Annotated in this window: 13 protein-coding genes; 8 read left to right on the top strand and 5 right to left on the bottom strand. The window is 47.5% G+C overall.

The features are described 5' to 3' along the window. Positions 1 to 2,773 (top strand): cadherin-like domain-containing protein (locus GM173_RS16230; protein ID WP_203571829.1); only part of this gene is annotated, 2,773 nt, incomplete at its 5' end. 231 nt (positions 2,774 to 3,004) lie between these two features. Here the strand turns inward: GM173_RS16230 and GM173_RS13085 are convergent. Continuing rightward, the gene (locus tag GM173_RS13085) at positions 3,005 to 4,912 is read right to left on the bottom strand and encodes a bifunctional diguanylate cyclase/phosphodiesterase (protein ID WP_203571828.1); all 1,908 of its coding nucleotides are present in this window, start codon (positions 4,910 to 4,912) and stop codon (positions 3,005 to 3,007) included. Positions 4,913 to 4,916: 4 nt separating this feature from the next. Then, positions 4,917 to 5,501 (bottom strand): transglutaminase-like cysteine peptidase, encoded by a 585-nt coding sequence (locus GM173_RS13080; protein WP_239078513.1) that lies wholly within the window; start codon positions 5,499 to 5,501, stop codon positions 4,917 to 4,919. A gap of 241 nt (positions 5,502 to 5,742) precedes the next feature. Between GM173_RS13080 and GM173_RS13075 the strand changes: the two genes are divergently transcribed. From GM173_RS13075 to GM173_RS13055, 5 genes are all read left to right on the top strand, one after another. Beyond that, entirely contained in the window at positions 5,743 to 7,560 is a 1,818-nt protein-coding gene (locus tag GM173_RS13075) for a TolC family outer membrane protein (protein ID WP_203571827.1), read from the top strand. A 116-nt stretch (positions 7,561 to 7,676) separates the two neighbouring features. Next, a complete protein-coding gene (gene rlmH / locus GM173_RS13070) occupies positions 7,677 to 8,147 on the top strand; it encodes a 23S rRNA (pseudouridine(1915)-N(3))-methyltransferase RlmH (RefSeq protein WP_203571826.1) in 471 nt (156 codons plus the stop codon). A gap of 10 nt (positions 8,148 to 8,157) precedes the next feature. Continuing rightward, positions 8,158 to 8,388 (top strand): hypothetical protein, encoded by a 231-nt coding sequence (locus GM173_RS13065; protein ID WP_203571825.1) that lies wholly within the window; start codon positions 8,158 to 8,160, stop codon positions 8,386 to 8,388. Continuing rightward, entirely contained in the window at positions 8,385 to 8,975 is a 591-nt protein-coding gene (locus tag GM173_RS13060; RefSeq protein ID WP_203571824.1) for a Maf family protein, read from the top strand. The genes GM173_RS13065 and GM173_RS13060 overlap by 4 nt, the downstream gene beginning before the upstream one ends. A 77-nt stretch (positions 8,976 to 9,052) precedes the next feature. Further along, complete coding sequence (locus GM173_RS13055; protein ID WP_203571823.1) at positions 9,053 to 9,274, top strand: RNA-binding S4 domain-containing protein; 222 nt, start codon at positions 9,053 to 9,055, stop codon at positions 9,272 to 9,274. 98 nt (positions 9,275 to 9,372) lie between these two features. On the opposite strand, the gene GM173_RS13050 is transcribed toward GM173_RS13055, so the two are convergent. After that, entirely contained in the window at positions 9,373 to 10,425 is a 1,053-nt protein-coding gene (locus GM173_RS13050; RefSeq protein ID WP_203571822.1) for an FUSC family protein, read from the bottom strand. A 56-nt stretch (positions 10,426 to 10,481) separates the two neighbouring features. Continuing rightward, a complete protein-coding gene (locus tag GM173_RS13045) occupies positions 10,482 to 10,760 on the bottom strand; it encodes a DUF2917 domain-containing protein (protein ID WP_203571821.1) in 279 nt (92 codons plus the stop codon). 197 nt (positions 10,761 to 10,957) lie between these two features. Here GM173_RS13045 and GM173_RS13040 point away from each other — a divergent pair, with 197 nt between their 5' ends. Further along, a complete protein-coding gene (locus tag GM173_RS13040; RefSeq protein WP_203571820.1) occupies positions 10,958 to 11,872 on the top strand; it encodes a LysR substrate-binding domain-containing protein in 915 nt (304 codons plus the stop codon). Between the two features lie 149 nt (positions 11,873 to 12,021). Here GM173_RS13040 and GM173_RS13035 read toward each other — a convergent pair whose 3' ends face one another. Next, positions 12,022 to 12,789, bottom strand: a complete 768-nt coding sequence (locus GM173_RS13035; protein WP_203571819.1) for an SDR family NAD(P)-dependent oxidoreductase — start codon at positions 12,787 to 12,789, stop codon at positions 12,022 to 12,024. 106 nt (positions 12,790 to 12,895) lie between these two features. Between GM173_RS13035 and GM173_RS13030 the strand changes: the two genes are divergently transcribed. Beyond that, a complete protein-coding gene (locus GM173_RS13030; protein ID WP_203571818.1) occupies positions 12,896 to 13,234 on the top strand; it encodes a winged helix-turn-helix transcriptional regulator in 339 nt (112 codons plus the stop codon). Positions 13,235 to 13,322 lie beyond the last annotated feature (88 nt).

Below are 13,322 nucleotides of genomic sequence, written 5' to 3'. Positions count from 1 at the left end.
AAGCAATGACGCGCCAACCGCAACGGGTGGAGCTGTAACGGGCACTGAAGATACGCCACTGACCTTAACTTGGGCGCAATTTAATGCCTCAGATGTCGATACTTCGGCCAATAATCTTTCTATTCGAATTTCGACTTTGCCTGCGGATGGCAAATTGCAGTACCTAAATGGCACAACTTGGGAAGATGTTGCCATGAACAAACTGGTCAGCAAGGCGGATATCGATCTTGGCAAACTCCGTTTTGTTCCTGATTTGCATGAGTCAGGTGACAACGACTTCACATCGACAGGCGTAGGTAATCAAAAACCCGATTATGCGCAATTTAAATACACGGTATTCGACGGCAATGCAGACAGCAGTTCTGCAACGATGAATGTTGATATTGTCGCAAAAGCAGATGCACCAACCATCTCGATTGGTGGCGTGACCTTGGTTGACGGTGGAGTCTCTTCATCCGCGATTCCAAAAGGAAATGGTCTGACTGTTCAGTACTTTGCTCCGAATGCAAACGATGCCATGAACACGACCACAGCGCGGGATACAGCGAATATTGAGTCGGCCATGGAGTCGGGTACTGCAAGCTCAACGACGATTCAAACCGCACCGGATAAACCATCTGTCGCAACCGATTCGGGCTACCGAATCACCGGTCTGATTTATCTTGAAGCGGGTAAAACCTACACCTTCTCGGGTAGTCGCGACGATACCGTGCTGATGAAAATTGGCGGTACCACCGTCTTGAATAGCCCATTTGATAATTTTGGTAATTTCTCGGCCACGCCATACAAGCCAACAACTTCAGGCTATTTCAGCTATGAATTTGTGATGTTCAATGCCAGCGGGATAGGTAACTTTGACCTCAAAGTTTCAGTAAATGGCGCGCCTGCAGTTGATTTCAATGCGACCAATTTCAACCTATACAGCTCTTTGACTGCACTAGAAAACGCAGGCGGTGTGCACGGCCCATTAATTCCTGTGGGTGATGGTGGCATCTATCCAGTAGGGCTTAACGGACAGGAAGATAGCTTTATTAAATTGAGTGGCTTGAGTGTCAACCTAGTCGACAAAGACGGTTCAGAGTCAATTACTGCAATTTCTTTATCAGGCTTAAAAGCAGGCAGTATTGTAACTGATGGGGTCAATAACTATACCGTGCCAGTAGGTAATGATTCATTGAGTATTCAAGGATGGAACCTTGCCAATTTATCCATCAAACCGCCTCTCAACTTTAATGGTCAGTACGATATTTTCGTCAATGCGACCAGCACCGAGGGTAGCAACAAGGATAGTGCGAGCTCGAAAGTGAAACTGAGCGTCACAGTGCTCAATTCATACGATGCAGCTGTCGCTATTGATGATGGCAATACCATCAAAGAAGACTCAACGCCAAACCCAATTTCTGGGAATGTACTGACGAATGATCAAAACCCAGACTCAATGACACTCACGGTTACCAAAGTGAATGGCAACACCACAGTGACATCCGCTGGAACGACGATACAAGGAGAGTTTGGAACGCTGCTAATCAAAGCAGATGGTACCTACAGTTACACGTTGGATAATAGCAATCCGCGCGTTAATGGCTTGGTAAACGGGCAACAATTGCTAGAAAAATTCACTTATACCTTAAGTGACGGTACTGGTACTTCCAGTGCCACACTCAACATTACCATCAATGGCAATAGTGATGCGGTCACCCTGTTTGGCTCTAGCCTAAACGATCAAATTACCGACAACTACGGTGAAAGCATCACCTTGGGCGCAGGAGAAACCGAAGAGGGGCGTCAATTTATATTGCAGCTAGGCGCAACAGCGATTGGCAACAATCCAAACGGTGCCAATATGATCCAAAACACCGCCGGGATTAACCAAGTTATCGATGCCGCAGGTGGCAACGATTATGTTGAAGCAGGGCGTGGCAATGACATTATTTATCTTGGAGACTCCGGAGACAACGCGCATAAAGTCACCGGCGTGTTGCCAACAGCACAAGATGTCAATCGCACATCATTGATGCAAATGAGCTGGAATGGTGTGGGTGCCGATCCATTGCTATTTGATGATCAAACCCTTTCAAAAGATGCTCGCATGAATGTTTTTGGTGGCACCACCGAAAATGAAAAAGGTCTAGCTTCTGAATGGGCTGACTTAGCACATGGCGGTTCAGGCAATGACGTGATTTATGGTCAAGCTGGGGTTGACTTAATGTACGGAGGCTCAGGCAATGACTATCTCGATGGAGGCACTGGTAGTGATGGTTTAAGAGGTGGCACTGGCAATGACATACTGCGTGGTGGTGCTGGCAATGATATTTTGCGTGGCGATGCTGGATCAGACGTATTTTTGTGGTTGCCAGGTGATCAGGCGCAAAACCGAGGCGTTGTTTCCATCAGCAGCGTTCCCGGTATGTCGGCGACCGATTTTGGTGTAAGTAATACCTTGAAAATTGTCGCGAGTGCGACCGACGTTGTGAAAGACTTTAAAACCGCAGAAGGTGACAAGCTTGATCTTCGAGATCTATTGCAAGGAGAAAACCACGATGCCAACAATCCAAACGATATTGGCAACCTGTTAAATCACTTGCATTTTGAAAAATCGGGAACAAGCACCGTTGTTCATATCAGTACGGCGGGTGAATTTGTTAATGGTACTTATGATGCGAGCAAAGAAGATCAAACGATCATCTTACAAGGGGTTGACCTGACAACCGCGGGGAATGATCAAGCGATAATTCAGACACTGCTGAGTAATAAAAATCTACTAACTGATTAAGTCACCAGTCATTGCAATAAAAAGGCCAACTTCGTCAGTTGGCCTTTTTTAACTTTGAAACTCATATTCACGATGCTCACACAAACTTGGAATATGACACTGACCCATTCAGTTATAAAACTAAGTACCTAATCCAAATTGCCTAAATTGACGACACCCCAGCAAGAACCTAGAAAAGCAACAAGGTATTGGCACAGAATCATTGATCAATAAAAACTCCAGACAAATACCTCAGTTCATTTTAGAATTTGTAATCGACCCTGTCGCACCACTTAAGCCCAGTGCTTGTAGTTTGTGCCACTCTCCTTCGGTACGAACTTGCTCTGCAATCGTATCTACCCCTAGACTCGTGGCCATTTTGACAATTTCTTTCAGTAGCTGTTGATTACCGGTGTGCTGGTCAATTTCATGAATATAACTACCATCGATTTTAATGTAGCTCAGTGGTAAGTCATACAGCCGCAGCATGCCACTTGTTGAGCGGCCAAAATGCTCGATCCCCACTTTAACGCCAGCTTGATTCATTTCTGCGGCAAAGACAGCTAACGACTCAAACTCTTGTTGAAAACCATTGCTATTAATTTCGAGCCACAAACGAGTTCGCACCGCTTCAGGCAATGTCTGTAGCAATTTTGCGAGCTCAGCGCGGAATGACAAACTACTGAGTGATTCGATGTCAAGATTCACAGCGCAAGCATACGAATTGCGTTTTAACTCGGCAATTGCCAAACGAATCGCGGCTAAATCCAGCTCAGAAGTCAGCCCTAAGCGCTTAGCAAAAGGCATAAAAATGCCCGCACTCAACAAAGACGAACCATCGGTATCAGGCATGCGCAGCATCAACTCTTGGTGAATCAACCGCCCCTGCCAATCAATTACAGGATATTTCTGCACAACCAGTTGCTCACTTTGTATCGCGTGCAACAATCGCTCACGCCAAGCGGTATTCGGATTTTTAATCGGTGCCCAATCAACCACAGCCGCCACCGCACTCACCACGCCACGGCTTTCCGCTTGCGCGAGCGCAGCATCGGCACGAGTCAAAATAGCACTCACTGCTTCATGCTTACTAAATTCAGTGTACCCAATATGAATGAAGTCTTCGACGTCCGATTGCTGAGCCAAGGTGGCTAATAATGAATCAACAAACTCAGCGGCTTGCTCCAGCATCGGTGTCGCCAATGCAAAATCAGCGCCATTCAAACGAGCGGCAATCCAGTCTTCACCCTCATCATCCCAATGCGCCAGAACTGCGGCAATTTGGTTCAACAACGCATCGGTTTGTTGTCGCCCTAGGCGCTGATTTAAAGCCGCCAAATCTTTCAAACGAATCAATAGTAAGAAACCATGACTAGCACGGTCTTCGTCATGCAATAAGCCCGATAAGCGTGCCATGAAAAAATTACGATTTGCCAAGCCTGTTACGCTGTCTCGATTAATCGAATGATTCAATTGATCGATTCGCTCTGATTGCTCATCAAACATCGATTTCACGCGCATCACCATACTATTCATGGCCACGACCACTCGGCGTAACTCGACATAAGGTGGCTCAGCAATCGTGATAAAGCGCCGTTCGCTAATCGCCTCGGCTTGCCCAACCATATCTCTAATCGGCTGGCGTACACGGTTGAACATAAATCGCACCAAAAAAGCGACGATGATCCCGCCCCCCATAATCGCAAAAAATAACTTCACCGCCCCATTCCACAGCGATTCATACGCAAATTTAGAATGTGCGCGCACTTCAACACTACCCGCTTGTTTCCAACCTTGACTCACCAATGCTTGTCCAGAAGTGACCTGAATCGGAAAAGCAGAAATAAACCAAGCTGGCACTTTGCTCGAGATATCTTGATTTTTTAACTCAATAATTATTTTTTTATGTGGATCACGAAAACGAATTAATTCAAAATGCCCCGAATCAAATAAAGCAGAGGTCATTAATTCCATCATCGCAGGATCACCGGTTTGTTGCGATAAAGAAAGCGCCAAAGATGAGGCATTGTCAGAGCTTTGTGTGTATAACTGCTGCTCTAAATAATTTCGTGCGCTGACTGTACTCACCACCAAACTGACAGAAAATGCCAGCAAGGTGGAAATAATAATTAGCACTAACATCTGACGAATTAAAGACACTGTGTCATTCCTTATAATCAATTCCATCTGCTTGCATTCTGAGTAACACATCTTTCCAACGAGATAAACGATCAATCGATGCCGATGGTTTTACACCAGAGCCTGCAAATACACCTTCATGATTAAAGCTAAAAACGGGTGTTAAATCAGGTCTACGGCTCGCAGGACGTATTTCCGTAATTAGATTATCCAAAATTAATGGCTCAGCATCGGGCTCGGCATAATAAGTTAAAACCATATGCGCCTGACTCACATTGCTATTCACACCACCGATCTTTGCCTTCACATAACTCAGCCTTAATTTATCAGTAGAAACCCCAATATCTTTTAAGGCGGTATATTTGATAATGGCGAAATCTTCACAATCACCTGCTGATTTGCCCATCATTTCGAGTGGTGTAGCCCAATAATCGGCCTGTTTCCATAAAACTGAATCATCAACAAATTGAAACTTTCGATTGATAAACTCATTAATTCGTTTTAGCTTATCAATTTCAGACAATGAACGACTCGACGCAATTAACTGCTGCAATTCAACTGCTGTTTTAGCCGCATTTGCCCCATAACGCTGCTGCGCCAGTTTGATCAACGTGTCATAATCTGATGCCGAAAATGCAACCCCACCCCATACCATTGCCAAGGACAAAACAGTCCGGCCAAGGCAAATTCGGATAGGGAGTAGTTTTATTGGCATACAGTGACAATAATGTGGGTGAAATAGTTTATCTATCTACCTATAGTAGCAAAATTGAATACTTAAACACGCGAATAATAAAAGAAACCCACTCACCAAGGTGGCCTTACTAGCTGGATTTTTGGAAACGATGAACATGAAACTAAAAACACTTGCGCTTTTACTGATCACTTGTGGCAGTTCAACAACTTTTGCTGCTAGCAATTTACGTGATGCGGTAGAGCAAACCGTCCTTCGCAATCCAGAAGTCCGCGCCAAGTGGCTCGCGTTTCGCGCTGCGGGCAATGAGCAAGACGTTGCTCGTGGTAATTATTATCCAAAAATCGATGTCTTAGGCTATGCAGGGATTGAACGGCAAGATCGTCCCAAAGTCGATAGCGAAAGTTTTAGCCATCCAGGTGTCTCTATTGAGCTGCGCCAAATGCTGTTTGATGGTTTTGCTACTCGTGACGAAGTCCGTCGTCTGGGTTATGGCAAATTAACACGCTATTACGACTTATTGGCCGCCAGTGATGCGGCTGCGCTAGAAACAACCAATGCGTATTTAGATGTACTGCGTTACCGCCAACTGGTCGCACTCGCTAGCGAAAATTTCGCAATTCACCAAGAAACATTTAATCAAATTCAAGAACGCGTGAATGCTGGCGTTGGCCGCCGTGTTGACCTTGAAACCGCGTCTGGTCGCTTAGCCTTAGCTGAATCAAACTGGCTCACCGAGTCATCGAATCTGCACGATGTATCTGCACGCTACGAGCGCCTCACCGGAACTATTCCACAAGAAAAAATGAGTGAAGTGCCGAACTTCGCCGAAAAAGCGCCACAAAACCTAACCGAATTAAAAGAACGTATCGTACAAAATCCAGCGTTCCGCGCCTCGGTTTACAATATTCGCGCAGCACGTGCCGAAGCACAAAGTAAAAAAAGCACGTTCTACCCACAGTTTGAACTGCGTGCCAGCCAAGGTTATGAAAATAACCGCGACAATATCGATGGCAGCTTTAAAGATGGCAAAATTCAATTAGTCATGAATTACAATTTGTTCCGCGGCGGCAGCGATACTGCACGGGTTAGTCAATACGCCGAACAATTCAATATCGCCCAAGAAATGCGGGACAAAACTTGCCGCGATATTCGCCAAACTACGCAAATCGCCTGGAATGACACCTATCGCCTAAAAGAACAACTCAAATACCTCGATCAACACGTACTGTCCACCGAAAAAGCGCGTGATGCATTCCGTAAGCAATTTGATATTGGTCAGCGCTCATTGCTCGACGTATTGGATACTGAAAATGAGTTATTTGAAGCAAAACGTGCTCTGGTGCGCGCCGAATTTGATCACCGACTGTCATATGCCCGTGTTTTAACACAATCGCATCAATTACTCTCAGCTCTACAGATTTCACCACTAGAAAATACCTCGCCAGACAGTGATTTAGGCGACAATTTGGCGGAAGATGAAGCGATTAATTGCTCGGGCGCATTGATTGCAGCGGTACCGCTTGATCGTGAAGCCGCGCTTGCGGCGCGACCACCTCGCGTCATTGAGCCCCTACCGGCACCAACACCAACCGCAAGCACCCCAACCGCAAATAATAGCTGCGATAAATCGGTTACCGAATTTGTAGAAAACTGGCGCACACAATGGTCTGGCAAAAAAGCGGATGAATATTTAGCGCTGTATAGCAGCCAATTTGACGTCGGCGCAGGCCGTACCCGCGCTGATTGGGAAGCCAAACGCCGTACTCGCCTTGGCAAAGACGGTGAGATCACGCTGAAATTTGAAAACTTTAGTTGCAGCAATGTGAGCAAAGATCGTGCAGACGTGACCTTTAAGCAAAACTACAGCTCGAAAAACTACCAAGATGTCGTTGAGAAAACCTTGGAGTTGGTCAGCGAAGGCGGCAAATGGAAGATCAAACGCGAACGCGTTACCAGCGGTCGCAGCGAATAAAACCCGCTCGGATTTAGTAATTCCGCAGCAAAGCAACAGCCCGTCAAGCGATGGGCTGTTTTCATTTTCTCTAGGCACTTCTGTTACCATCGTCAAAAACAACACGACAACATCTTATGAAACTGCAATTAATCGCCGTCGGCCACAAAATGCCGAACTGGATTACCGAAGGCTACAACGAATACGCCAAACGTATGCCGCGCGATTTCGCGTTGACACTGACCGAACTCAAACCCGATAAACGCATTAGCGCCCGCACGCCGCAGCAAGTGATGGCAGAAGAAGCCGAGCGGATTCTAGCCAGCATTCCTGACGGTGCGCGCGTGCTAGCGCTCGACGAGCGCGGCGCGAACTGGACCACGATGAAGCTCGCCGAACATATGAAGGAGTGGCAAATTGATGGCCGTGAAACCGTGTTTATTATCGGCGGTACCGATGGGCTTGATCCGCGTATCAAGCAGCGTGCCGATCAATTACTGCAACTTTCCGCGATGACCATGCCGCACGGCATGGTGCGCGTTTTGCTGGCTGAACAACTGTACCGCGCCGTATCAATCATCAATAATCACCCCTACCATCGCGAATAAGGATGTCATCGTGGCCTATGCATTCCCCTTGATTTTGATGGCGCTATTTGCGCTTTTTGGCGATTTTGGGGAGCGAGGACTGGTGGTGCTGATGCTGTACGCCTTCATCGTCGTTATATATCTGCTAGCTTGTGGCGTGTGGCAAATGTGGAAAAAACAGCCTCCACCGTTAAATAAGATCAATATTGCCTGCTGGCTAATTACAACTTTCTTTCTGGCTCAATTGGCTTCAACTTTATGACCCAACTTTATCTGGCTTCCGGCAGCCCACGCCGCAAAGAACTGCTGGCACAAACCGGCGTGATTTTCGAACGCATTGCGGCACCGATTGATGAAACGCCGCTGCCCAAGGAAAATCCGCGTGACTATGTTCTCCGAATGGCGGTTGAAAAGGCCGAATCGGGCTGGCAACATCTGGAAGCAATGGGGCTGGCACTCAAGCCCGTGCTAGCCTCCGACACCTCGGTGATCTTTGCCAATGAAATTTTAGGCAAGCCCGTCGATGCTGCCGATGCTGCCGCGATGCTACGCAAGCTCTCAGGCCAAACGCACGAAGTACTAACCAGTTTGGCACTCAAAGATCAATCCGGCATCGAGACCCGTTTATGCGTCAGCCGTGTTACGTTTGCCGAGCTGACCGACGCGCAAATCGCCAGCTACATCGCTAGTGGCGAGCCGATGGACAAAGCCGGCGCCTATGGCATTCAAGGCTTGGGCGGCGTGTTTGTCGCACATCTGGACGGTAGTTTCACAGGCGTAATGGGTTTGCCTTTGCACGATACCGCCGCATTATTGGCCAAGCACGGCTTAGGCATTTTGGCAGACTAACCAAACGAAAACCGTGGGTATTGCACCAAGAGCATTATTTAGCAATGGCTATACACAAATACATTGAAGGAAAGACCATGGCAATCCAAACTTTTGAACTCAAAAATGAATACATCGCACTCTGTGATTTAATCAAAAATCTGGGCATCGCGCACTCTGGTGGCGCGGCGAAACTTATGGTCGCGGAAGGTTTGGTCGAAGTGGATGGCGTACTCGAAAGCCGCAAAACCGCCAAAATTCGCCCCGGAATGGTCGTCAAACTATTGGGTGAAGAAATCCACGTCGTGGCCGCAGCATAAGCTAGATTTTTTTAGCGTTTAGTTTGCCAGCCGTGTTGGTACGGCTTTTGGCCTGCAGTAAGCACGCGGCAGCAGGCCAAAAGCCAGCAAGCCCGAAACTATTTTTTCAAAAACCGAGGAGCGGCGGGCTGCAACTGCGACAGTGGATGGTGAGTTTGCACCACAATCGGCACCAGCAACTGCAACTCATCCGCAATATTGGCGCTCACTTGCGCAAACTCCTGCGTCAAAAAATCAACTTCATCAATCAGCGACAAGGCTTTCAATAGTTCTGTACCGTACTGCGAATCGCGACGCAAAAAACGTAGCATCCGTGCTGAACGCATTAAAGAACGAAAAATGCCTGATCGAAGCCGTCGATTTTCCGTCAGGATGGGCGCTTCTGCGGCAGCAACCGACATCCGCTCCAGCAACAAAAATAATATGCGGTGATAGCGATGCAGTGTTTCAAAAGTATGGCTTTTTTGCCCCGATTCTTTAGCGGCGGCGGCAATCAGCGAGCGCATTTTTTTCATCCGTGCATTGATGCGCTCCAGCGTAGGCTCAATATCCAACTGCGGGTTCAAACTAATCTGGCGATATACCAATGCAATATCGCGTAAATTTTCGGCCAACATCAATCGCCAGCGATCAATTGCTCGGGTAGGCAATAAATTGGCAAAAATCATCGCAACAATCGCGCCAATCACCACATTGCCCAAACGCCAGAATGACTCTTCAATCGCCGTTTCCCCCAAGCCCCCGACCATCACTGTCGTGACACCCGCAACCACAGCGGCCTCACCATTTTTGCCCAGTGCGTGATAAGCGCTTAAAGCAATCAATAAAATCATCCACATGAAACCCAACCAAGGCGTCACAAGATAAAACAACACCGCCATCAATCCAGCTAACGCACCATAAAAAGTACCCAACACTCTTTGCCCAGATTTGCGCGAAATATCACCTTGGGTGGGCATATTTCCCATCAACACCACAATCGCCACCAAGGTCCACGTGCCGTACGGAATTGCAAAATAAATATCAATCGCCCCGCCAAACAAAAAGGCGAGCGCGACTCTTAGCGTATGAATAACGCGAAAGTGCTGGTACAAAAACACAGGATGTTTCAGCACCCGCCAGCGAGAAATTAATGTACGAAAAATAGGCATACGCTAACAATAACAAAAGCCCCTCCCTTTGGCGAATCGAAATCGATGCCAACGATTTATGCAAAGGCAGGATCTAGGTCAGTACGCAATGACCCACGACTCGCTGGCGTGATTTGCAAATTCTCACCACAAAAACACAGCTGCCCCACGCCTTCAACCAGAACTTTACCCACCGCCAGTTGCCGATGTTCACCACGATACAATTGAATATCCTCCGTCGAGTGCTCATGCGTCACCCAGACACCACCCGCTTCACACCAAAGTTGTGCCGGATGGCTAAGCTCAACAACCAGCAACTCACCAGCAGCGACGTTCAATCTTAGATATGTGACCATTTCTTTCACCCTCTTGGCATAGACAACTCACTATATCCAATAAATAAAAGGCTGTAGCTGATGATTTTTATGCATTAATGTGAGTAAAATTCACACATTGAATAAACAGAGCTGATATTGCCCCACCATCACCATCGGATAAACCGCGCCGCTAGCGCGGCGGCAAGCCAAACGTCAACAGACCGTAGGAGCAATTGATGAGTCAACTCCCCCCTTTAAGCGCGCTGCGCGCATTTGAAGCTGTTGCCCGCTTAGGCAGCGTCGTCAATGCCGCTGAATCGCTCAATGTGACGCACAGCGCCATTAGTCACCAACTGCGGGCTTTAGAAGAATTTCTCGGGCTTTCGCTGTTTTTACGCGAAGGGAAACGGCTACAACTCACAGAAGAAGGGCGGATTTATGCACTACGAATTCGCGGTGCGCTGGCCGATATGAGCGAAGCCACGCAACGGGTGCTGACACGCCCTAAGCCCAATGTCATTACCGTTGGCATCGTACCGTCGTTTGCACTCAACTGGCTCGTACCGCGCCTACCCGATTTCAAAACGAAATACCCGCAATACACTGTCAGCCTACGCGCGGGTTTGGGATTTGAAGAGATGAATAACGGGCTGCTCGATATGGCGGTACGGATGGGAGCCGGTGGTTGGGATGGCATGAAACAGCTGCACTTGATGGACGATGAACAAATCATGGTTGCTGCGCCGCATTATCAACCACGGCCAACGTCGGCGAACGATATTAAAATGGCGACAATCATCCACAATCCGGCGATTCCTTGGGCAAGCTGGTGCCAAGCAGCAGGCTTAGCCGACTGGCGGCCGACGCCAACCTATTCCTACAATGACAGCAACTTGGAACTCGAAGCCGCGCAACTCGGCCACGGGATTATGCTGGCACGTACTTCGCTCATCGAGTCGCACCTCGCCAACGGCACGCTGGTGCAAATCACCGATATTTGCGTTCCCTATCAATACCCCTACTGGCTAGTCTGGCCCGACCGCAGCGCGACCAGCGGCAAAATCGCCGACTTTAGCGCATGGATTATTGAGCAAGCGAATGACTATCTAAAAAACACAAGGTATAGCCATACAATCCTCACTAAACAATAGCTATATAGCAATACATATTGCAATTCTAGCCGTCAATCAGACTCTCCTGAAATTGAGAATTCAGTTGAACCTAGTTTGCACCAGCCACTTTCAGCCAGTGCCAACTAGGTTCATAGAATTGATGACTTGCAAGGCAAGCCAATGAAGATCTAATTGCGCCCCGCCATCACGCCACCATCCACATCCCAAACAGCGCCCGTTATCCAGCTTGCATCATCACTGAGCAAAAAGTCGATGGTTTTCGCTACATCGTCAGGCTGACCAATTCGCCCAATCGGATGAAAGTGGTTAAACGACGCCAGAACCTCATCGACTTGCTCAGGCTCAATAAATGATTGATAAATCGGCGTTTTTACCACCGCAGGAGAAACTGCATTAACGCGAATCTGATGCTCGGCTAATTCCATCGCCATTTGCTGAGTTAGCGCATGCAAGCCCGCTTTCGCCATTGAATACGCTGACGATGGCGTAGCTTTAATCGCCTGCTTAGCCCACATCGAACCAATGTGTACCACAGCGCCTCCACCAAATTTCGCCATATTCATCGCGACCGCTTGCGAAATAAAAAAAGTCGCCCGATTCAACGCCAGATACTGATCATAATCGGATTGGGTATGTGCCAAAAATGCCTTTGGTTTGAATACACCCGCCGCATTCACGAGGTACTTGATATGCGATTCACGTTGCGCAACCCAGTCAATCAACTTTTGCACTTCTTGCTCTTGATACAAATCGATCTGCATCACCGTCAGCGCACCGAAATGCGCTAGCTCTTGCTGAACCTGTGCCAATTTATTCGCTGAATGAGCAATAATCAGCGTAGGAATATGGCGAGCCAGTAATAATTTTGCAGTCGCTAGCCCCATGCCACTCGAACCACCAATAATTAATGCACTCGCCGGTTGTGTAGGATTCATTTTGTTGCTCCTTCAGTGTTAAGGTGAGCACAAAGTCTAAGTGCCTCAATCCGGAACTGAAAAGTAAGTACAAAATGGTTAGCTAAGTTCAAAACGGTGTAAATCCATGAATCAAAAAGAAAAATTTTTTTCAAGACAATCAGCCCCAGAACGTAGCGCGCGTATGGTAGAAAATATTTGTGGGTGCAAATGGTCATTGACGGTGTACAAACTCTTAGCTCATCAGATCAACCGCCCAGGAGAAATGGTTCGCAAAGTAGAAGGACTCAGCACCAAAGTTCTTAATGAATGCTTAAGGCGCAATATTGAATACGGCATCATCGAACGCACCGCATTTAACGAAGTTCCGCCTCGAGTTGAATACCGACTCACCCCATTTGGCGAAAAATTTATACACATCCTCGCCGAGCTAGAAAAATTACAGGCTGAAATGGGGCCGCCTTAACAAGGGCAGACCACTCCATTTAGCAATCACTCGCCCGCCTTACGACTTAAACCCGTAAAATAGCGGTTTCGCTTTTACCTGCTTGCTG

This window comes from Deefgea chitinilytica, assembly GCF_016881405.1.
GTDB lineage: Bacteria > Pseudomonadota > Gammaproteobacteria > Burkholderiales > Chitinibacteraceae > Deefgea > Deefgea chitinilytica.
This window is presented reverse-complemented; position numbering and strand designations above follow the sequence as displayed.